This is a genomic window from Streptomyces sp. NRRL B-1140, from assembly GCF_001280065.1.
GTDB lineage: Bacteria > Actinomycetota > Actinomycetes > Streptomycetales > Streptomycetaceae > Streptomyces.
This window is the reverse complement of record NZ_LGEA01000095.1, coordinates 103,693-125,153: the sequence shown is the minus strand read 5'-3', so window position 1 is coordinate 125,153 and position 21,461 is coordinate 103,693. Positions and strand designations below refer to the sequence as shown.

Sequence of the window (21,461 nt, the reverse complement as noted above, 5' to 3'; positions counted from 1 at the left end):
CGGCGTCCCGGCCCCTCAGTCGGCGACCGGTGCCTCCGCCTCGGCCGCCGCCCGGGGCGTCGGCTCCGGGTGACGGGGCTCGCGGCGGCGGGACCACCAGGTCGCCACCGGCTCGGTGTAGCGCGCGGTGAGCGGGCCGAGGACGACCAGGATCAGCACATAGGCCGTGGCCAGCGGTCCGAGGGACGGTTCGATGCCGGCCGCGACCGCGAGACCCGCGATGACGATCGAGAACTCGCCGCGGGCCACCAGCGCGCCCCCGGCACGCCAGCGGCCCTTGACGGAGATCCCGGCGCGCCGGGCAGCCCAGTACCCGGTGGCGATCTTCGTCAGCGACGTGACGACGGCCAGCCCGAGCGCCGGCAGCAGGACGGGCGGGATGCTCGACGGATCGGTGTGCAGACCGAAGAAGACGAAGAAGACCGCGGCGAAAAGGTCACGCAGGGGGCTCAGCAGGGTGTGCGCACCCTCCGCGACCTCCCCCGACAGTGCGATGCCCACCAGGAAGGCCCCGACCGCCGCCGACACCTGGAGCTGCTGCGCGACACCCGCGACCAGGATCGTCAGACCCAGCACGACCAGCAGCAGCTTCTCCGGGTCGTCGCTGGAGACGAACCGTGAGATGAGCCTGCCGTAGCGCACGGCCAGGAACAGCACCAGTCCGGCCGCGCCCAGTGCGACCGCCAGGGTCACGCTGCCGGCCATCAGCCCGACGCCGGCCACCAACGCCGTGACGATGGGCAGGTACACCGCCATCGCCAGGTCCTCCAGCACCAGCACGCTGAGGATCACCGGCGTTTCCCGGTTGCCGACCCGGCCCAGATCGCCCAGCACCTTCGCGATCACGCCGGACGACGAGATCCAGGTGACACCCGCCAGCACGACCGCGGCCACCGGGCCCCAGCCGAGCAGCAGCGCCACGGCCGCCCCGGGCAGCGCGTTGAGGGCGCAGTCGACCAGGCCGGACGGATAGTGGGTCTTGAGGTTGGAGACCAGATCGCTCGCCGTGTACTCCAGGCCCAGCATCAGCAGCAGCAGGATGACGCCGATCTCCGCGCCCGTGGCGATGAACTCCTCGCTCGCCCCGAGCGGCAGCAGGCCGCCCTCACCGAAGGCCAGACCGGCCAGGAGGTACAAAGGAATGGGCGAGAGCTGGAACCGGGCGGCGAAGCGGCCGAGCAGGCCGAGCCCGAGAATGATCGAACCGAACTCGATGAGCAGAACAGCGGAGTGCAAAAGTTCACTCCCGCCCGAGTATCGTCGCCGCCGCGTCGACACCCTCACGGGTGCCGACGACGATCAGAGTGTCACCGCCCGACAGCCGGAAGTCCGGCGCGGGCGACGGGATGGCCTCGGCCCGGCGCAGCACGGCCACCACCGACGCGCCCGTCTCGGTCCGCATCCGCATGTCGCCGAGCACCCGCCCGTTCCAGCGCGACGTCGCGGCGACCTCGATCCGCTCGGCGACCAGCCCGAGGTCCGTGGTGTACAGCAGGCTCGGGCTGTGGTGGGACGGCTTCAGCGCGTCGATCAGCGAGCCCGCCTCCGAGCTGGTCAGCTTCAGCGACTGTGCGCACGAGTCGGGATCGTCGGACCGGTACACGTTCACCGTGCGCGTGCCGTCGCGGTGCGCCACCACCGACAGATGGCGGTGTTCCCGGGTCTCCAGGTCGTACTGGACCCCGATACCCGGCAGCGGCGTCGCCCTCAGGCGCGGAGCTGACACGTTGCTTCCCCTTGTTCGTCTGGTTCGTCTTGGTTGTCATGCTTTGTCGGCCTGATGAACGGAACGGATCATCGGACGAGTCAACTCCGCATGCTCCCATCCGGCCGTACGGTGACGACATGGGTGTCGTGACGGATATACGCAGCGGCCGGTCACCGGAAAGGGTGAAGGGGGCGGTGCACTGCGCGACGTCGGGAAGGAGTGGACCCACAGGCGTGTCGTTGTTCTGGCGGATCTTCTCGCTCAACGCCGTCGGTCTCGTGGTGGCCACGGCGCTGCTGCTCGGCCCGGTCACCGTGTCCACCCCCGTTCTCGCGGGCGAGGCCCTCGTCCTGCTCGGCGGGCTGGTGCTGCTGCTCGCGGGCAACGCGCTCGTCGTGCGGTACGGGCTGGTGCCGCTGCAGCGTCTCGACCGGGCCATGGCCACCGCGGACCTATTGCGTCCGGGCTCCCGGCCCGTGGTCGCGGGACCGGCGGAGACGGCCGGGCTGATCACGACGTACAACACGATGCTCGACCGCCTGGAGGCCGAGCGGGCAGCGGGCGCCGCCCGGGCGCTGTCCGCGCAGGAGAGCGAACGGCACCGGATCGCCCGGGAACTGCACGACGAGGTCGGGCAGACCCTGACCGCCGTCCTCCTCCAGCTCAAGCGCGTCGCCGACCGGGCGCCCGAGGACCTCCGCGAGGAGGTGGGCCAGGCGCAGGAGGCGACCCGGGCCGGCCTGGACGAGATCCGCCGGATCGCCCGCCGCCTGCGCCCCGGTGTGCTGGAGGAACTGGGGCTGGCCAGCGCCCTGCGTTCGCTGGCCGGCGAGTTCACGACCCACGGGCTCACCGTGCGCCACCACGTGACCGGTGAGCTCCCCGCCCTGGCCCCGGAGGCCGAACTCGTCGTCTACCGGGTCGCCCAGGAGGGCTTGACCAACACCGCCCGGCACGCCGCCGCCGACCGCGCCGAACTCCGCCTCCAGCCGGTCCCCGGCGGTGTCGAACTCCTCGTACGCGACAACGGCACAGGCCTCGGCGACGCCCCCGAGGGCGCCGGTCTCACGGGCATGCGCGAGCGCGCCCTGCTGATCGGCGCCGCCCTGACCCTCCGACCGGCGCCGGGCGGGGGCACCGACGTACGGCTGCGCGTACCGGTGGCACGGCGCGAACCCGTGACCGAAGGACCCCGCTGATGACCACACCGATCCGTGTGCTGCTCGCCGACGACCACACCCTCGTACGCCGCGGGGTGCGCCTCATCCTGGACGGCGAGCCCGACCTGACCGTCGTGGCAGAGGCCGGGGACGGCGCCGAGGCCGTCGCCAAGGCCCGGGAAATCCCGGTGGACCTCGCCGTCCTGGACATCGCCATGCCCCGCACCACCGGCCTCCAGGCGGCCCGTGAACTCTCCCGCCGGATGCCCGGCCTGCACATCCTGATCCTGACGATGTACGACAACGAGGAGTACTTCTTCGAGGCGCTCAGGGCCGGAGCCAGCGGCTATGTCCTCAAGTCCGTCGCCGACCGCGACCTGGTCGAGGCCTGCCGGGCCGCCGTGCGCGACGAGCCGTTCATCTACCCGGGTGCCGAACGCGCCCTCGTCCGCTCCTACCTGGAACGGCTGCACCGGGGTGACGGCCTGCCGGAGCGGGCCATCACCGAGCGCGAGGAGGAGATCCTCAAACTGGTCGCCGAGGGCCACACCTCCAAGGAGATCGGGGAACTCCTCTTCATCAGCGCCAAGACCGTGGAGCGCCACCGCGCCAACCTCCTGCAGAAGCTCGGCATGCGCGACCGCCTGGAACTGACCCGGTACGCGATCAGGGCCGGACTCATCGAGCCCTGAGCCCGGCGCGGGAATCCTGGACAGGCGGCCCGGTCCCTTCCTGCGGCCGTCTGCCCTGGTCGTTCCGCGGCGGCCCCTAAGGGTCAGCGGCCTTGGCTGAGCGGGTGGCTGAAGCCCTGGGCAGAGATGAGCGCGGCCGACTCCGCGAGGTCGGTGGCGAACCGCTCCACGGCCTCGTAGGGGAAGCGGTGGCTGGGGCCGCTGAGGGAGAGCGAGGCGACGACCGAGCCCGAACGGCCGATGACCGGCACGGCGACGGCGGTCAGGCCCTCGTCCCACTCGCTGCTGCTGACCGCGTAGCCGCGCTGCGCGGCCTCCTGCGCCCAGGCGCGCAACCGGTCGGCGTGCGCCTCGCCGTGGGGGGAGGCGGCGGCGACCCGGCGCAGCAGGGTGTCCGAGACGTCGCGCAGCAGGACCTTGGAGGAGGCGCCGGCCCACAGGGGCTGTTCGTCGCCGACGTCGACGACGTGACGCAGCGGGTGCGGGCTCTCCTCGTGGGCGACACAGACGCGGCTCACATCGCGGGCGACGAAGATGTTGACCGTCTCACCCAGATGATCGGCGAGGTCCCGCATGACCTTGCGGGTCTCCTGCGGCACCTCCCACTGGCTGCGGGCCAGGTAGGCCCAGCGCCACAGGCCGGGTCCGGCGGTGTAGCCGGCCGGATGCGACCACAGCAGGCCGCTCTCCTCCAGGGTCTGGACCAGGCGCAGGACGGTGGTCTTGGCCAGTCCGGTGGCGTCGATGATCTCGCGCAGAGAGATGACCGGGCGGTCCTCGCTCAGCAGGCCGAGGATGTCCAGGGCGCGCCGCACGCTGCGGACACCCGCCGTCCCGTTGGGCTCCCGGGCCGCTTCGGCCTCTGCCTGCCTGTCGTCCACGAATCCGCTCCCCAAGGTGGTCGCCGCGCGGCATCTGCCGTCACCGTCACCGCGCTCACCCGTGACGGTAGTCCATCAGGCGGACCGCTGGAGCCATGAAGGCGAAGAAATCTTGTCGCACCTCTTGATGGCGGAAAACCCGCCCCGTATGTTTCCGCTACTTGGTTTGATCGGTCCGCTCAGTGGACCTTGTCTTGAGGGTCGCCGCCCGCACGCTGTGGTGCCGGCCCGGTTTGCCGGTGACGGCCGCTCCCCACCCGCCGAGCGCCGCCGTCGCCCGGGCGTCTGTCCTCGCCGTAGCCATCCGTGACCCCGCCCCGACGTGCCCTGCGCAGCACGCGCGGCACCTCCGGTCACAGGAGTCGCAGCATCCAAGGGAGTATGTGAGATGAGCAGTACGAAGCAGCCGGTGGCGACCGGCGGCGCCGGAACCCCCGGCGTCGCGAGGAGAGCGGCGATCGCCAGTTTCATGGGCGCGGTCGTCGACTGGTACGACTTCTTCCTCTACGGCATCGTCGCCGGACTCCTCTTCGGCGAGCTGTTCTTCCCGGACGCCTCCCCGGCCGTGGGCACCCTGGCCGCCTGGGCCACCTTCGGTGTGGGCTTCCTCTTCCGCCCGCTCGGCGGCATCGTCTTCGGCCACTTCGGCGACCGGCTCGGCCGCAAGCGGATGCTCGTTCTCACCATGCTGATCATGGGCGTGGCCAGCACCCTGATCGGCGTCCTGCCGACCTACGCCCAGGCCGGGATCTGGGCCCCCGTGCTGCTGGTGGTGCTCCGCGCGGCGCAGGGCTTCGCGGTGGGCGGTGAATGGGGCGGCGCCGCGCTGATGGCGGTGGAGAACGCCCCTGCCAAGTGGCGCTCCCTCTACAGCAGTGGCGTGCAGGTCGGTGCCTCGGTCGGTCTGCTGCTCGCCACGCTCATCACCAAGATCATGTCGGGGGCCACCTCGGACACGGCCTTCCGGGTCTGGGGCTGGCGCGTCCCGTTCCTGATCAGCGCCGCCCTCGTGATCGTCGGCCTGATCGTGCGGGCCCGGGTCGAGGAGTCCGAGGTCTTCACCGAGAAGGTCGCCGCGATGAGCGAGGAGGCCCGGCCGAAGGTGCCGCTGATCGCCGCCGTGAAGTCCAACCCCAAGGGCTTCTTCGCCATCATCGGCCTGCGTTTCGTGGAACTGTTCACCTTCTACGGCGTGACCACCTTCGGCCTCGCCTACGGTGCCGGCGAACTCGGCCTGGACCGCGACAGCCTGCTCGACGTCAACCTGGCCGTCGGCGGCCTGGCCGTGCTGACCATCCCCGGTTTCGCCTACCTGGCCGACCGTTACGGGCGCCGCAGGCTGTACTGCTGGGGCGCGCTGGTGGGTCTCGTGAGCGCGGTGCCGTACTTCTGGGCGATGGAGTCCGGCTCCATGGTGCTGATCATCGCCTGCGCGGTACTGCTGGTGAACGTCGCGCACGACATGGCGGTCTCCGTCCAGCAGTCCCTGTTCACCGACATGTTCGGCCCCGAGTACCGCTACAGCGGCGCCGGTGTCGGCTATCAGCTCGCCAGCGCCATAGGAGGCGGCTTCACTCCGCTCATCGCCGGCTCGCTGGTGATCTGGGCGGGCGGTTCCTGGACGCTGGTGGCCGCCTACATCGCCCTCGGGTGCGCCATCTCCTTCCTCGTCGCGTTGCGCATGCGGGGTGACGATGCGGCGGCCGGAGCTCCTGAGGAGGTGCGGAAGCGGACCGCGGCGGCGGACGCGACCGCCTGACGGAACATCCACGACAGGGCTACTGGGGCCCCGGCCTTGCCGCCGGGGCCCCTTGCTCGTGTCCCGTCCTCTTTTTCGCTGGGCCCTCAGCCTTGTTGGGGACCCTCCCGCCCTCTATTCTGACCGCAGAGTGGATTGATTGGTCCGTTTAGCGGACCGCTAGGAGTTCAGGTGAAAGCAGCTGTCCTCACGGGGCCGAACAGGATCGAGACCGTCGACGGGTGGCCGGAGCCCGACTGCGGCCCGCACGACGTCATCGTGCGGATGGAGGGCGTGGGCCTGTGCGGGACCGACCTCGCCGTCTTCCACGGCACACGCCTGCCGCCCGTGACGCCGTGGGTCATGGGCCATGAGGGCTTCGGCCGGATCGCCGCCGTCGGCAGCGCCGTACGGGACCGCCAGGTGGGGCAGCGGGTCGTCATCGAACCCAACTACGCCTGCCTCGCCTGTCCGGACTGCCGCAGCGGCCTGACCTCGGCCTGCCCGCACCGGGCCATCGTCGGACTCAACGCCCCCGGCGTCCTCGCCGAACGTGCCGCCCTGCCCGCCCGTTTCGCCCACCCGGTCCCGGACGGCCCGACCGGTGCCGATCTCGCGGCCACCGAACCGTACGCGGTGGCCCGGGCCGCCGTCCGGCGCAGCGGAGTCACCCCCGCCGACCGGTGCCTGGTCGTCGGGGCCGGAGCCCAGGGACTGCTGGTCTGCCTGATCCTGGCCCGCCTCGGCATCCGGCCGGTGGTCACCGAACCGCACCCGCAGCGGCTCGCCCGCGCCGAACGGCTGGGCGCGACCCCCGACGACGGTGGCACCGGGTACACCTACGTCTTCGAAACCTCGGGCCACGCACCCGCCCTGCGCCCGGCCGTGGAGCGTGCCGCCCCCGGCGCCACCATCGTCCTGATCGGCCTCAACCCCCACGCGCTGCCGCTGACCACCGACGATGTGGTCCGGCGTCAGCTGGTGCTCCGCGGGTCGATGATCTACGACCACCCGGGTGACTTCGCCACCGCGATCGCCGAGCTGCCCGGCGCCCGGCCCTCGGCCGTCGTGGAGGCCCGCTTCCCGATCGAGGAGGCCCAGCAGGCGTTCACCGGCGCCGCCGACCGCGCGGGGAAGACCTGGATCGGCATAGGGGATCAGGATGCGTAAGTCGATCGCCACGGTGAGTCTCAGCGGCTCCCTCACCGAGAAGCTGACCGCCGCCGCCCGCGCGGGTTTCGACGGTGTGGAGATCTTCGAGAACGACCTCCTCGCCTGCCCCCTGTCCCCGGAGGAGATCCGCGCCCGCACCGCCGACCTCGGGCTCACCATCGACCTCTACCAGCCGATGCGGGACGTCGAGGCCGTGCCGGAGGAGGAGTTCGGACGTGTTCTGCGCCGGGCGGAGCGCAAGTTCGACGTCATGCGCAGGCTCGGCACCGAGACGCTTTTGGTGTGCTCCAACGTCTCCCAGCACGCCGTCGACGACGACGCCCTCGCCGCCGAGCAGCTGAGCCGGCTGGCCGGCCTGGCCCAGGAGTCCGGCGTGCGCATCGCCTACGAGGCGCTCGCCTGGGGCCGGCATGTCAGTACCTGGGACCACGCCTGGCGCATCGTCGAACGAGCCGGCCACCCCGCCCTCGGGGTCTGTCTGGACAGTTTCCACATCCTCTCCCGCGGCTCGGACCCCCAGGGCATAGCGGACATCCCTGGCGAGAAGATCTTCTTCCTGCAGCTCGCCGACGCCCCGCTGATGGCCATGGACGTCCTGCAGTGGAGCCGCCACTACCGCTGTTTCCCCGGCCAGGGCGGCCTCGACGTGACCTCCCTCGTCCGTCACGCCGTGGACGCCGGCTACCGGGGCCCGCTCTCCCTGGAGGTCTTCAACGATGTGTTCCGCCAGGCGGACGCGGGCAGCACCGCGGTCGACGCACTGCGCTCGCTGATCGCCCTGGAGGAGGCCGCGGACATCTCGGCGCTCCCGTCCCCGGCTGTGCCGACCGGCTTCGCCTTCGCCGAGATCGCCACGGCCGACCCGCTCCCCGTGACCACCCTGCTGACCACGCTCGGCTTCCGACGCACCGGACGGCACGGCGGCAAGCCGGTGGACCTCTGGGCGCACGGCGATGCCCGCATCCTGGTCAACCACGGCACCGGCACCCGCGACGACGGCCCGTCCCTCACCGCCATGGGGCTGGAGACGGCCGACCCCCGCTCCGCCGCCCGGCGTGCCGAGGCCCTGCTCGCCCCCGTCCTGCCCCGACGCCGCAGTGACCACGACGTCCCGCTGGACGCGGTCGCCGCTCCCGACGGCACCGAACTGTTCTTCTGCGCCACCCGGCGCCCCGGCCACCCCGACTGGACGGCCGACTTCACTGCCTCCGCCGGCGTCACGGCTGCCGCCGACCTCACCGCTGCGAGCGATCTCACGGCTGCCGCCGACGAGCGGCAGGACTCCCCACGGGCCGGGTCTCTCACCGGCGTCGACCACGTGGCGCTGACCCAGCCCTGGCACCACTTCGACGAAGCCGTCCTCTTCCACCGTGCGGTGCTGGGTCTGCGCCCGCACGAGAGCGTCGACCTGGCGGATCCCTACGGCCTCTTCCGCAGCAGGGCCATGACCGGCGCCCACGGCACCCCGCGCCTGGTCCTCAACCTTGCCCCCGGCCCGGACCCGGACAGCCGCGCCCGGGCCCAGCACATCGCCCTCGCCACCGACGACATCACCGCGGCCGCCCGCCGTGTCCGTGCCGCCGGCGCGGAGCTGCTGAAGATCCCCGCCAACTACTACGAGGACCTCGACGCCCGCTACGAGTTCGCTCCCGGCGCCCTGGACGTCTACCAGGAACTCGGCATTCTCTACGACCGCGACGAACAGGGAGGCGAGTTCCACCACTGCTACACGGCGAGCGTGGGCCGGGTCTTCTTCGAGATCGTCCAGCGCACCGGCGGCTACCGCGGCTACGGCGCCGCCAACGCTCACGTCCGCCTGGCCGCCCAGCGACGCTGAGGGCTCGGCACCTCCGGGTCGGCGACCTCCGGGAAGCGCCTACCCTTGAACCATGACCAGCAGCAGCGACCGGAGCCCGGCAGTGGACGTTCGAGCATCTAAAACGTATGAAATCCGGACCTACGGATGCCAGATGAACGTCCACGACTCCGAGCGGTTGTCCGGACTGCTGGAGGACGCGGGCTACGTCCGCGCGCCCCAGGACGCCGACGGGGCGGACGTCGTCGTCTTCAACACCTGCGCCGTGCGGGAGAACGCCGACAACAAGCTGTACGGCAACCTCGGCCACCTCGCCCCGAAGAAGGCGGCCCGCCCCGGCATGCAGATCGCGGTCGGCGGCTGCCTCGCGCAGAAGGACCGCGACACGATCGTGAAGCGGGCGCCCTGGGTGGACGTCGTCTTCGGCACGCACAACATCGGCAAACTGCCCGTCCTGCTGGAACGCGCGCGCGTCCAGGACGAGGCCCAGGTCGAGATCGCCGAGTCGCTGGAGGCATTCCCCTCGACGCTGCCCACCCGCCGTGAGAGCGCGTACGCGGCCTGGGTCTCCATCTCTGTCGGCTGCAACAACACCTGCACCTTCTGTATCGTCCCGGCCCTGCGCGGCAAGGAGAAGGACCGCCGCCCCGGCGACATCCTCGCCGAGATCGAGGCGCTGGTCGCCGAGGGCGTCTCCGAGATCACGCTGCTCGGGCAGAACGTCAACGCCTACGGCTCCGACATCGGCGACCGCGAGGCCTTCAGCAAGCTGCTGCGCGCCTGCGGCAAGATCGACGGGCTGGAGCGCGTCCGCTTCACCTCCCCGCACCCGCGGGACTTCACCGACGACGTCATCGCCGCCATGGCCGAGACGCCGAACGTCATGCCGCAGCTGCACATGCCGCTCCAGTCCGGCTCCGACCCGGTCCTGAAGGCGATGCGCCGCTCCTACCGCCAGGAGCGCTTCCTGGGGATCATCGAGAAGGTCCGCGCCGCCATCCCGCACGCCGCGATCAGCACGGACATCATCGTGGGCTTCCCCGGCGAGACCGAGGAGGACTTCGAGCAGACGCTGCACGTGGTGCGCGAGGCCCGCTTCGCCCAGGCCTTCACGTTCCAGTACTCCAAGCGTCCCGGCACCCCGGCCGCCGAGATGGACGGACAGGTCCCCAAGAAGGTCGTCCAGGAGCGTTACGAGCGGCTCGTCGCCCTTCAGGAGGAGATCTCCTGGGAGGAGAACAAGAAGCAGGTCGGCCGCACGCTGGAGTTGATGGTCGCCGAGGGCGAGGGCCGCAAGGACGACACCACCCACCGCCTGTCCGGCCGCGCCCCCGACAACCGCCTCGTCCACTTCACCAAGCCGGACCTGGAGGTCCGCCCCGGCGACGTGGTCACCGTGGAGATCACCTACGCCGCCCCGCACCACCTTCTCGCCGAGGGCCCGGTGCTGGACGTGCGTCGTACGCGCGCGGGCGACGCCTGGGAGAAGCGGAACGCGGCCGAGAAGGCCAAGCCCGTCGGCGTGATGCTGGGCCTGCCGAAGATCGGTGCGCCCGAGCCTCTGCCGGCCGTGGCGAGCGGCTGCGGCTGCGACTGAGCAGGGTCGCTGCCGCGCCTGCCTTGCCGGTCGTGGTGAGCGGGCGTGGCCGCGAATGAGTCCGACCGCTGCCACACCCATCTCGCCGGTCGTGGTGATCGGGCATGGCCGCGTCTGAGTCGGGTCGCTGCGGCCCTGTGCGGTGGCAGCGGCTCCTGAGAGTTACCCTGCCGATCATGCTTGTCGCCGCCGCTGCCTGCCCCTGTCCGCCCCTCCTGGTCCCGGAGGTCGCCGCGGGCGCCGCCCCGGAGCTGGATGTCGCGCGGGCCGCCTGCACGGACGCGCTGGGCGTGCTGGCCGCCGCCCGGCCGGGACGGCTCGTGGTCGTCGGGCCGGTCGGCGGAGCGGGAGTCGGGCATCACCCGGCGGGAACGACGGGGTCCTTTCGGGGCTTCGGCGTCGGCCTCGACGTGCGGCTGGGAGAGGGCGAGGGCGAGGACGCGGAAGCGCGCCTGCCGTACTCGCTCGCTGTCGGCGCCTGGCTTCTGGAGCGGACCGGGTGGTCCGACGCGCCGGTCGAGGGATTCGGGGTGGGGGAGTCCTCGACGACCGAGCAGTGCTTGCGGTCCGGGAGGGAGCTCGCCGCCCGGGACGAGCGGGTGGCGCTGCTGGTGATGGGGGACGCCAGTGCCTGCCGGACGCTCAAGGCCCCTGGCTACCTGGACGAACGGGCGGCGCCCTTCGACGCGCAGGTCGCACGAGCGCTCGGCGCTGCGGACCTGGCGGCCCTCACCACGCTGGACGCGGGGCTGGCCCACGAGCTGAAGGTGTCCGGCCGGGCACCGTGGCAGGTCCTGGCGGGCGCGGCCGAGGGCGCTGACCTCGGCGGCTCACTGCTGTACGAGGACGCTCCGTACGGAGTGGGTTACGTCGTCGCAGCCTGGTCGTAGCCCTGGCCGCAGAGGCCGGGGCGTGGCGCGGGCCGCAGGGGTGCGGGACGGGGCGTCACGCGCTCGTGGGACGAGGCGCGGGCCGCGGGAACGGTTGTGGCCCGCCCGGTCGCACGCCTCGCGGAAACGGCGGACGGCCGGGAGCCCTCGCGCTCCGCGGCCCTCCGCCGATGTGCCCTTCGGTGTGCAGACGCTCGCTCGGGCCATGGGCGCCGAAGCGGGCTCAGGACGTGGGCGGTGGTGTCCCCGGAGGCGGAGTGCCGCCCGTGTCCGTCGGCGGAGCCGCGTCCGGGGGAGCCGCGTCCCGGGATGGTGCCGTCCGGCCTGTGCCGGGCGGCTTCGTCATGCCGGCCGCGCCGGGCGTCGTCGTGGCGCCCGTCTCCGGTGTGCCGTCGTCATGGTGCGTGAGACGGCCCATGGCGCCCTTGGCCCGGCCCGTGCCCGACTGGATCCTGTCGCTGTACTTGCCCTTGGTCCTCTTGTCGACCGCCTGCGCGGCCCTGTCGAGACCGTGATGGATCTTGCCCTCGTGCCGCTGTGCGAGGTCGGAGACCTTGCCCTTGGCCGGGCCCAGCTTGGCTTTCACGTTGTCCATGAGACCCATGGCTCACCTTCCCTCGCACGGGGCGGTCACTTACGGGCGCCCTCACCGGCCTCGTTGTCGGCCGCCTTCTCGGTGGACTGCTGCTGGGGGATGTCCACGCCCTCGGACTCGGCGACCGAGGCGGTGGACTCGGCAGCCGGTTCCGCCGCTTCCGGGGCTTCGTCGTCGCCCTTCGCCCCGGCGGTCGGTGCGGCCTGGGCCGTCTGCGCCTCGGTCGTGTCCGCCTCGGTTCCGGCCTTCGCCGTCTCGGGCTGAGCCTCGGCTGCAGGCGTCTCCGCCGTGGCCTTCGACCGCCGGAGAAGTCGTGCAAAAACGCCCATATCCACTCCATACGTTACTCGTGCGGGCGAAATCCCGCGTTGCCCGGTGCGTCACTTTGCGCGGCCCGGGCTACCGCCTCTGCGATCCGGCGGCAGGAACCTCGCAACGGGCAACGACCTCGCGTCCGTCCCGTCACGTAACTCGTTCGAGACCACGGTTCGAGGTTTGCGAGACTGGGGCGGTGAGCAGTGCACCCCCCGCCCCCCGCGTCATCGCCGTCGTCGGACCGACTGCGGCCGGAAAGTCCGATCTGGGCGTCTTTCTGGCCCAGCGTCTCGGCGGCGAGGTCGTCAACGCCGACTCCATGCAGCTCTACCGAGGGATGGACATCGGCACCGCCAAGCTGACGCCCGAGGAGCGCGACGGCGTCCCCCACCACCTGCTGGACATCTGGGACGTGACCGTCACGGCGTCCGTCGCCGAGTACCAGCGCCTGGCCCGCGAGCGGATCGAGGCGTTGCTCGCCGAGGGGCGCTGGCCGATCCTGGTCGGCGGCTCCGGACTGTACGTCCGCGGGGCCGTCGACAACCTGGAGTTCCCCGGCACCGACCCCGAGGTCCGCGCCCGCCTGGAGGAGGAGCTCGTGCTGCGCGGCTCCGGTGCGCTGCACGCCCGTCTGGCCGCCGCCGATCCCGAGGCGGCCCGCGCGATCCTGCCGAGCAACGGCCGCCGGGTCGTCCGAGCCCTCGAGGTGATCGAGATCACCGGCAGGCCCTTCACGGCCAATCTCCCCGGCCACGACTCGGTCTACGACACCCTCCAGATCGGCGTCGACGTGGCCCGCCCCGAACTCGACGAGCGCATCGCGCGCCGGGTCGACCGGATGTGGGACGCGGGCCTGGTGGACGAGGTGCGCGCGCTCGAGGCGCAGGGGTTGCGCGAAGGGCGTACGGCCTCGCGCGCGCTCGGCTACCAGCAGGTGCTCGCGGCGCTCGCCGGGGAGTGCACGCTCGACGACGCGCGGGCCGAGACCGTACGTGCCACCAAGCGCTTCGCGCGCCGCCAGGATTCATGGTTCAGGCGTGACCCGCGGGTGCACTGGTTGAGTGGGGCGGCGGCCGATCTCACGGAACTTCCGCAGCTCGCGCTGTCCTTGGTCGAACGACCGGTCACAGCCTGATCACGTCATGGCATCGGGACGCCCAGGCCGTCATCCGGTGCTTCGGCGGCGTGCCATCATCGAGCTTCGATCGACCGAGCTGAGTCCTAGTTGGGAGGGCGCGTGGCGATGGAGGCCGGCCCTCGCGACACCGCACGAAGCACCGATCACATCACCGCCGAGCGGGATGGGACGGGGCGCGGGGACGCGTCGGAGCAGAACGTAGCGGAGCCGGACGCACCGGATCAGGAGGCGGAGCACCTCAGCTCCGACGGGCCCGACGAGACACAGGGTGTGACGGACGACGGTCCCGAGCCGGGCGAGATGTTCGCCGACGAGGTCGAGGTCGAGCTGCGCCCGCAGCGTCGGCTCCGGATCTGGCAGCTGGCTCCCATCGTGAGCCTCGCGGCACTCGGCTCCTTGATGTTCGCCTTCCCCCTCGCCTTCGACTTCGGCGACAGCGGGGCCGTCATCGCCATGCTGGGCCTGCTGATCTGCTCGTGCGCGGCCGGGTGGGGCATGATGGCCGCCCGCCGCGTCGGCTACACCTGGCCGGGCCTGCCGGCCCGCGGCTCCGGCCGCAGACCCGACTGGCGGGTCGTCCTCGCCTACGCCCTGGTCGTGGCCGTCGTGGTGGTCCTCGCCGTGTGGCGTGTGGCGCGGCTGCGCTGACCCCCGCGGGGCGGCCGGAGCGCTGCCACCGGCACGCCGAGGCGTTGTGGCAGGCACCGCTTACGATCGAGGCATGAGCACGCGGATCGCCTTCCTCAAGGGACACGGGACCGAGAACGACTTCGTGATCGTCCCGGACCCCGAGAACACCATCGACCTGTCCCCGGCCGCCGTCGCAGCGCTGTGCGACCGGCGCGCGGGCATCGGCGGTGACGGGCTGCTGCACGTGGTGCGGTCCGCCGCGCACCCGGAGGCGACGGGTATGGCGGCCGAGGCGGAGTGGTTCATGGACTACCGCAACGGCGACGGTTCGGTCGCGGAGATGTGCGGCAACGGCGTGCGGGTGTTCGCGCGCTACCTCCAGCGCGCCGGTCACGTGACCGAGGGGGACCTCGCGGTCGCCACGCGCGGGGGCGTGAAGACCGTGCACATCGCCAAGGACGGTGACGTGACCGTCGGCATGGGCCGCGCGGTGCTCCCCGAGGGTGAGGTCACGGTGAGCGTCGGCGAGCGCAGCTGGCCCGCGCGCAACGTCAACATGGGCAACCCGCACGCGGTCGCCTTCGTGGACGATTTGGCGCACGCCGGTGACCTGCTCTCCCCGCCGCCCTTCAGCCCGGCGACCGCATACCCGGACGGCGTGAACGTCGAGTTCGTGGTCGACCGCGGTCCCGGGCACGTGGCGCTGCGGGTGCACGAGCGCGGCTCCGGTGAGACCCGCTCGTGCGGCACGGGCGCGTGCGCCGTCGCCGTGGCCGCCGCCCGCCGCGACGGCGCCGACCCGAAGGCCACCGGCGCCCCCGTGACCTACACCGTCGACGTCCCCGGCGGCACGCTGGTCATCACCGAGCGGCCCGACGGCGAGATCGAGATGACCGGCCCGGCCGTGATCGTGGCCGAGGGCGAGATCGACACGGACTGGCTGGAGACGGCGACGTCCGTGTGAGCCCGGGGCCGATGTCCTGATACCACCCGGGCGCCTTCGGCCGGCGATCCGAAATCGCCGTTGATATTCGGCCACTTGGCGAGATCCGCATCACGGAGCCCGCTCAGTACAGGGGTACAAACCTCACATTCGTCCCTCGAATGGGTGATCAGTTTCACGCTCGGCGAGAGGCGGTCGGTCGGGCGTGGTGGGCTCGGTAGCATCAAGCACCGGCCCGGACGGGGGACCGAAGCCGCCCCCTGAGCCATGTCCGCTCGGGGGCGCCCGTCCGCCGGTTGACGCAGCCGGAGGTGCCCATGAGTGCGGAGGCCACGAATTCCGTGACCCCAGGCCAGATGCCGGGCGCGGTGTCGGGAGCGGTGACGCCGACAGCCACCCGCAGAAAGGCCCGCCCCCGGATCGACCTGCGCCGCCTGGGGCGCGCGGCCCTGCTCGGCCCGGCCGCCCGGGGCCGGCTGCCCGACGCCATCAGCCATGTCGTCGAGGCCCATCGCGCCCGCCACCCCGAAGCGGACCTCGAGCCCCTGCGCCACGCCTACATCCTGGCCGAGTCCTCGCACCGCGGCCAGATGCGCAAGAGCGGCGAGCCGTACATCACCCACCCCCTCGCCGTGACCCTGATCCTCGCCGAACTCGGCGCCGAGACCACCACGTTGACCGCGTCACTGCTGCACGACACGGTCGAGGACACGGACGTGACGCTCGAGCAGGTCCGCGACCAGTTCGGTGAGGAGGTCCGCTACCTCGTCGACGGCGTCACCAAACTCGAGAAGGTCGACTACGGCGCCGCCGCCGAGCCCGAGACCTTCCGCAAGATGCTCGTGGCCACCGGCAACGACGTCCGCGTCATGTCGATCAAACTCGCCGACCGGCTGCACAACATGCGCACCCTCGGCGTCATGCGCCCCGAGAAACAGGAGCGCATCGCCAAGGTGACACGTGACGTGCTCATCCCGCTCGCCGAACGGCTCGGCGTCCAGGCGCTCAAGACCGAACTGGAAGACCTGGTCTTCGCGATCCTGCACCCCGAGGAATACGCGCACACCCGGGAGTTGATCGTCCGCAACGCGGCCCGCGCGGACGACCCGCTCGCCGAGGTCGCCGACGAGGTGCGGGGGGTGCTGCGCGAGGCGGACATCCCCGCCGAAGTCCTCATCCGCCCGCGCCACTTCGTCTCGGTGCACCGCGTCTCCCGCAAACGCGGGCGGCTCCGCGGCTCCGACTTCGGCCGCGTCCTGGTCCTGGTGAACGAGGACGCCGACTGCTACGCCGTCCTGGGCGAACTGCACACCTGTATGAAGCCGGTGGTCTCGGAGTTCAAGGACTTCATCGCGGTACCGAAGTTCAACCTCTACCAGTCGCTGCACACGGCCGTGGCGCGTGAGGACGGCCAGGTCGTCGAGGTCCTCATCCGCACGCACCAGATGCACAAGGTCGCCGAGGCCGGCGTCGTCGCCCTCGGCAACCCGTACGCACCGGCCCCCGACGACCCGGCCGACGGCGAGCGCGTCGACCCCACCCGTCCCGGCTGGCTCTCCAGGCTCCTCGACTGGCAGGAGGCGGCGCCCGACCCCGACCACTTCTGGTCGACCCTGCGCGAGGACCTCGCCCAGGACCGCGAGATCACCGTCTTCCGCCCCGACGGCGGCACCCTCGGCCTGCCCGAGGGCGCGACCTGCGTGGACGCGGCGTACGCGCAGTACGGTGAGGACGCGCACGCCTGCATCGGGGCCCGGGTGAACGGCCGCCTGGCGACGCTGAGCACCGTGCTCAAGGACGGCGACACCGTTCAGCTCCTCATGGGCCAGGACCCGGCGTCGGAGCCCTCGCGGGAGTGGTTGGATCACGCGCACACCCCCGCGGCCCGGATCGCCATCCAGCGGTGGCTGACCGCCCATCCGGCGCAGGCGGAGTCCCAGCAGCAGAGCGAGGCACGTCTCGCGGAGAACCGGACCGGCGTCCGGCCGTCCGACGTACCCGAGCCGGAGGCGGCGCCCGACCAGCCCGCAGGCCGCTCCGCCACCGGCCACGTCCTCGCCGACCTGCCCGGCGCGGCCGTACGGCTCGCCCGCTGCTGTACGCCCGTACCGCCCGACGAGATCACCGGCTTCGCCGTACGCGGGGGAGCGGTCACCGTGCACCGTGCGGGGTGCGCCGCGGTAGCGCGCATGAAGGACGGGGGGCGTGCGGAGGTCGGCGTGCGCTGGGGAGAGGCCGCCGAGTGCAGAGTCACGCTGGTCGCCGAATCGTTCGTCCGTCCGCATCTGCTGGCCGACCTCACCGAGGCCATGGCCTCCGAGGGGGCCGAGATCGTCTCCGCGACCGTCGAGCCTCCCACGCAGCAGCAGGTACGGCACACCTACACCGTGCAGCTCCCCGACGCCGGCCATCTGCCCGGCCTGATGCGCGCGATGCGCGACGTGGCCGGGGTGTACGACGTCAGCAGGGCACAGCCGCAACCGCAGGGCGATTGACACGGTCGCTGCCGGTGAACGGCCTCCTGGAAGGGGGGACCGTCGGCCAGGCGCCGTCGACGTCCCCGGTCAGGGCCGCCCCGAGCCGGGCCGTCCTGACATCGGGCATCGTGGTGCCGATCTCGTGTGTGGAGCCGGGGCCGACCTGCGACGGCCTGCCCGGGAGGCCGGGACGGCATGGGGTCTCGCGGCCCAGGCCCTGGCGCCGACCGGTGTGCGGACGGTCATCGCGTCCAGCCGCGCCGACCCGCTGAAGGAACCGCCCAACCGCTGAACCGCCGGGGCGGCACCCGGCGCGGGCGCGCACCTACATACCCGACCGGCCGGGGCGGTGCGGGCAGAGCACCCGGCGCATGCCCTGATCCCCGGTTCGGGTGGGGCGGAAGCGCGCCGTCCGCGACGTTCCCCCGCGCGCTGATAGCCATGGGCCATGCTCCTGACCCCCCACAGCCCGGGCTCCGACACCGCCCGGCGGCGTCGGACCGCAGCCGCCCTGCTCACGTCGGCCGTCTCCGTCTGCCTCGTCGCCGCGACCGCCCCGGCCGTCCCTCTCGGAGTCGGTGACCGGCTCTTCCCGTACCTCGGCAACCCGGGCTACGACGTGGCGTCGTACGACCTCTCCTTCACCTACCCGGGCAGCAACAGCCGGCCGCTCGGGGCCGTCACGACCATCGACGCCTGGACGACCGCCGACCTGGACCGCGTCAACCTGGACTTCGCCCACGGCACGGTCCAGTCGGTCGAGGTCGACGGCGACCCGGCGGAGTTCCAGACCGCCGGCGAAGACCTGGTGATCACGCCCGAGAAGCCGGTGCCGGACGGCAGATGGATGCGGATCACCGTGCGGCACACCAGTGATCCCGTGCCCGCCGAGGGCCGCGAGGGCGGCTGGGTACGCACCGCGGACGGCCTCGCCATGGCCAACCAGGCCGACGCCGCGCACCTGGTGTTCCCGTGCAACGACCACCCCTCCGACAAGGCGATGTTCACCATCCGGGTGACGGCACCCGACGGGCACACGGCCGTCGCCAACGGTCTGGCCGCCGGAACGGAGAAGTCCCGCGGGACGACGACGTGGACCTACCGCACCCGGCACCCCATGGCCACGGAACTCGCCCAGATCTCCATCGGCCGCTCCACCGTGCTGCACCGCACCGGCCCCCACGGGCTTCCCGTACGGGACGTCGTCCCGACGCAGCACCGCAAGGCGCTCGAGCCCTGGCTGGAGAAGACCCCCGGCCAGATCACCTGGATGGAGAACAAGGTCGGCCGCTACCCCTTCGAGACGTACGGCCTGCTGATGGCCGACGCCTCCACCGGCTTCGAACTCGAGACCCAGACGCTCTCGCTCTTCGAGCGGGAACTGTTCACCGACCGCGTCCACCCCTCGTGGTACGTCGAGTCGATCATGGTCCATGAGCTGGCCCACCAGTGGTTCGGCAACAGCGTCAGCCCCCGCACCTGGTCCGACCTGTGGCTCAACGAAGGGCACGCCACCTGGTACGAGGCGCTGTACGCCGAGGAACAGGCAGGCAAGCCGATGCGGGACCGGATGAAGACCGCCTACGGTTCCTCCGACCGCTGGCGTGCCACCGGCGGACCCCCCGCCGCGCCCAAGGCGCCCGACGCCGACCGTAAGACCGACATCTTCCGCCCCAACGTCTACGACGGGGCGGCGCTGATCCTGTACGCCCTGCGCCAGGAGATCGGCCGACCGGCCTTCGAACGCCTGGAACGCGCCTGGGTCGAGCGTCACCAGGACAGCACGGCCACGACGGACGATTTCGTCCGGCTCGCCACCGAGATCTCCGGGCGCGATTTGAACGGCTTCTTCCGGGGCTGGCTGTACGGCGAGAAGACCCCGCCGATGCCGGGCCACCCGGACTGGAAGCCGGCGGCACCCGCGACATCGCGGACCCCCGCGGAGCCGAGGACCGCCTGAAGCGGGCCCCGGCGAGGCCGCAGGCCCGCTGGATCGGGCCCTGGGAAGCGGGCCGGGCCGGCGAAGACAGCCGTCCGATAACACGGTGACGAGACGCCCCGTGCCGTGCGACCATCTTCAGGTCGGCGCGGCGCGAGGCCCCGGGAATCTCCCGGACCGCCCGTGCGTTGCAGACTGTGAACGGTTTCCCACCAACGTAAGGATCCAATGACCTCCTCTTCTTCCTTTTCCCAGGACTCCCAGCGCTTCGCGCACAGCCACCCCGAGGGTCTTCGGGCCGATGCCCTGATGGAAGAGGACGTCGCCTGGAGCCACGAGATCGACGGAGAGCGGGACGGCGACCAGTTCGACCGCTCCGACCGCGCGGCTCTGCGCCGTGTGGCGGGCCTCTCCACCGAACTCGAGGACGTCACCGAGGTCGAGTACCGCCAGCTCCGCCTGGAGCGGGTCGTCCTCGTCGGCGTCTGGACCTCGGGAACCGTGCAGGACGCGGAGAACTCCCTCGCGGAGCTCGCCGCCCTCGCCGAGACGGCCGGCGCGCTGGTGCTCGACGGAGTGACCCAGCGCCGCGACAAGCCCGACGCGGCCACCTACATCGGCTCCGGAAAGGCCGAGGAACTGCGCGACATCGTCGTCGAGACGGGCGCGGACACCGTCATCTGCGACGGTGAGCTCAGCCCGGGCCAGCTGATCCACCTCGAGGACGTCGTCAAGGTCAAGGTCATCGACCGCACAGCCCTGATCCTGGACATCTTCGCCCAGCACGCCAAGTCCCGAGAGGGCAAGGCGCAGGTCGCCCTCGCACAGATGCAGTACATGCTGCCGCGACTGCGCGGCTGGGGTCAGTCGCTGTCCCGGCAGATGGGCGGCGGCAAGGGCGGCGGCCTCGCCACCCGTGGTCCCGGTGAGACCAAGATCGAGACGGACCGGCGCCGGATCCGCGAGAAGATGGCGAAGATGCGCCGGGAGATCGCGGAGATGAAGACCGGGCGCGAGATCAAGCGCCAGGAGCGCAAGCGTCACAAGGTGCCGTCCGTGGCCATCGCGGGCTACACCAACGCCGGCAAGTCCTCGCTGCTCAACCGCCTCACGGGCGCGGGCGTGCTGGTCGAGAACGCCCTGTTCGCGACCCTCGACCCGACCGTGCGCCGGGCCGAGACGCCGAGCGGACGGCTGTACACGCTGGCCGACACGGTCGGGTTCGTGCGCCACCTGCCCCACCACCTGGTCGAGGCGTTCCGCTCCACGATGGAGGAGGTCGGCGAGTCCGACCTGATCCTGCACGTGGTCGACGGTGCGCACCCGTTCCCGGAGGAGCAGCTGGCCGCCGTGCGCGAGGTGGTCCGGGACGTCGGCGCCACCGACGTGCCCGAGATCGTCGTGATCAACAAGGCGGACGCGGCCGACCCGCTGACACTCCAGCGGCTGCTGCGTGTCGAGAAGCGGTCCATCGCGGTCTCGGCCCGCACCGGTCAGGGCATCGAGGAACTGCTCGCGCTCATCGACAACGAGCTGCCGCGCCCGTCGGTCGAGGTCGAGGCGCTCGTGCCGTACACGCACGGCAAGCTGGTCGCCCGTGCGCACGACGAGGGCGAGGTGATCTCCGAGGAGCACACCGCGGAGGGCACCCTGCTCAAGGTGCGGGTCCACGAGGAACTGGCGGCGGAGCTCACGCCGTACGCTCCGGCACCGGCGCTCTGAGTCACACCTGAGGGCGCGCCTCGCCTGAACTCGAGTAGCCCGCACGA

19 protein-coding genes are annotated in these 21,461 nt (G+C 71.8%); 14 read left to right on the top strand and 5 right to left on the bottom strand.

Annotation, left to right across the window (positions count from 1 at the left end):
• Positions 1 to 15: 15 nt before the first annotated feature.
• Entirely contained in the window at positions 16 to 1,236 is a 1,221-nt protein-coding gene (locus ADK65_RS17230) for a cation:proton antiporter (protein ID WP_053671046.1), read from the bottom strand.
• Positions 1,237 to 1,240: 4 nt separating this feature from the next.
• Positions 1,241 to 1,726: a cation:proton antiporter regulatory subunit gene (locus tag ADK65_RS17225; RefSeq protein WP_053671045.1), complete on the bottom strand. Its 486-nt coding sequence runs from the start codon at positions 1,724 to 1,726 to the stop codon at positions 1,241 to 1,243.
• Between the two features lie 215 nt (positions 1,727 to 1,941).
• On the opposite strand from ADK65_RS17225, the gene ADK65_RS17220 reads away from it, so the two are divergent.
• Positions 1,942 to 2,907 carry a sensor histidine kinase gene (locus ADK65_RS17220; RefSeq protein ID WP_234352900.1) on the top strand — a complete coding sequence of 322 codons (966 nt, stop codon included), beginning with the start codon at positions 1,942 to 1,944 and terminating at the stop codon, positions 2,905 to 2,907.
• Positions 2,907 to 3,560, top strand: coding sequence for a response regulator (locus tag ADK65_RS17215; RefSeq protein WP_053671043.1), 654 nt, complete (start codon positions 2,907 to 2,909; stop codon positions 3,558 to 3,560). The genes ADK65_RS17220 and ADK65_RS17215 overlap by 1 nt, the downstream gene beginning before the upstream one ends.
• 83 nt (positions 3,561 to 3,643) lie before the next feature.
• Here the strand turns inward: ADK65_RS17215 and ADK65_RS17210 are convergent, their stop codons facing one another.
• Positions 3,644 to 4,441, bottom strand: coding sequence for an IclR family transcriptional regulator (locus ADK65_RS17210; protein ID WP_053671042.1), 798 nt, complete (start codon positions 4,439 to 4,441; stop codon positions 3,644 to 3,646).
• Between the two features lie 388 nt (positions 4,442 to 4,829).
• On the opposite strand from ADK65_RS17210, the gene shiA reads away from it, so the two are divergent.
• From shiA to ADK65_RS17185, 5 genes are all read left to right on the top strand, one after another.
• Positions 4,830 to 6,200, top strand: coding sequence for a shikimate transporter (gene shiA, locus ADK65_RS17205; RefSeq protein ID WP_053671041.1), 1,371 nt, complete (start codon positions 4,830 to 4,832; stop codon positions 6,198 to 6,200).
• A 171-nt stretch (positions 6,201 to 6,371) separates the two neighbouring features.
• Positions 6,372 to 7,349, top strand: coding sequence for a zinc-dependent alcohol dehydrogenase (locus tag ADK65_RS17200; protein WP_053671040.1), 978 nt, complete (start codon positions 6,372 to 6,374; stop codon positions 7,347 to 7,349).
• The gene (locus tag ADK65_RS17195; RefSeq protein WP_053671039.1) at positions 7,342 to 9,189 is read left to right on the top strand and encodes a sugar phosphate isomerase/epimerase and 4-hydroxyphenylpyruvate domain-containing protein; all 1,848 of its coding nucleotides are present in this window, start codon (positions 7,342 to 7,344) and stop codon (positions 9,187 to 9,189) included. Before ADK65_RS17200 ends, ADK65_RS17195 begins: the two co-directional genes overlap by 8 nt.
• A 52-nt stretch (positions 9,190 to 9,241) precedes the next feature.
• Entirely contained in the window at positions 9,242 to 10,765 is a 1,524-nt protein-coding gene (gene miaB / locus ADK65_RS17190; protein ID WP_053671038.1) for a tRNA (N6-isopentenyl adenosine(37)-C2)-methylthiotransferase MiaB, read from the top strand.
• 176 nt (positions 10,766 to 10,941) lie between these two features.
• Entirely contained in the window at positions 10,942 to 11,655 is a 714-nt protein-coding gene (locus tag ADK65_RS17185; RefSeq protein ID WP_053671037.1) for a class III extradiol dioxygenase subunit B-like domain-containing protein, read from the top strand.
• A gap of 223 nt (positions 11,656 to 11,878) precedes the next feature.
• Here ADK65_RS17185 and ADK65_RS17180 read toward each other — a convergent pair whose 3' ends face one another.
• Both ADK65_RS17180 and ADK65_RS17175 read right to left on the bottom strand, forming a co-directional pair.
• Positions 11,879 to 12,259, bottom strand: a complete 381-nt coding sequence (locus tag ADK65_RS17180) for an antitoxin (protein ID WP_053671036.1) — start codon at positions 12,257 to 12,259, stop codon at positions 11,879 to 11,881.
• Between the two features lie 26 nt (positions 12,260 to 12,285).
• Entirely contained in the window at positions 12,286 to 12,579 is a 294-nt protein-coding gene (locus tag ADK65_RS17175) for a hypothetical protein (protein WP_053671035.1), read from the bottom strand.
• 182 nt (positions 12,580 to 12,761) lie between these two features.
• Between ADK65_RS17175 and miaA the strand changes: the two genes are divergently transcribed.
• From miaA to hflX, 7 genes are all read left to right on the top strand, one after another.
• Positions 12,762 to 13,700, top strand: a complete 939-nt coding sequence (miaA, locus tag ADK65_RS17170; RefSeq protein ID WP_053671034.1) for a tRNA (adenosine(37)-N6)-dimethylallyltransferase MiaA — start codon at positions 12,762 to 12,764, stop codon at positions 13,698 to 13,700.
• 108 nt (positions 13,701 to 13,808) lie between these two features.
• Complete coding sequence (locus tag ADK65_RS17165) at positions 13,809 to 14,351, top strand: hypothetical protein (protein WP_053671033.1); 543 nt, start codon at positions 13,809 to 13,811, stop codon at positions 14,349 to 14,351.
• A gap of 73 nt (positions 14,352 to 14,424) precedes the next feature.
• On the top strand, positions 14,425 to 15,297 hold the full coding sequence (dapF, locus tag ADK65_RS17160) for a diaminopimelate epimerase (RefSeq protein WP_053671032.1): 873 nt from the start codon (positions 14,425 to 14,427) through the stop codon (positions 15,295 to 15,297).
• 296 nt (positions 15,298 to 15,593) lie between these two features.
• Complete coding sequence (locus tag ADK65_RS17155) at positions 15,594 to 17,771, top strand: RelA/SpoT family protein (protein ID WP_053671031.1); 2,178 nt, start codon at positions 15,594 to 15,596, stop codon at positions 17,769 to 17,771.
• Positions 17,772 to 17,895: 124 nt separating this feature from the next.
• Positions 17,896 to 18,045 (top strand): hypothetical protein, encoded by a 150-nt coding sequence (locus ADK65_RS38575; protein ID WP_159038796.1) that lies wholly within the window; start codon positions 17,896 to 17,898, stop codon positions 18,043 to 18,045.
• 156 nt (positions 18,046 to 18,201) lie between these two features.
• Positions 18,202 to 19,713, top strand: coding sequence for a M1 family metallopeptidase (locus ADK65_RS17150; RefSeq protein WP_053671030.1), 1,512 nt, complete (start codon positions 18,202 to 18,204; stop codon positions 19,711 to 19,713).
• A gap of 207 nt (positions 19,714 to 19,920) precedes the next feature.
• A complete protein-coding gene (hflX, locus tag ADK65_RS17145) occupies positions 19,921 to 21,414 on the top strand; it encodes a GTPase HflX (RefSeq protein WP_053671029.1) in 1,494 nt (497 codons plus the stop codon).
• Positions 21,415 to 21,461 lie beyond the last annotated feature (47 nt).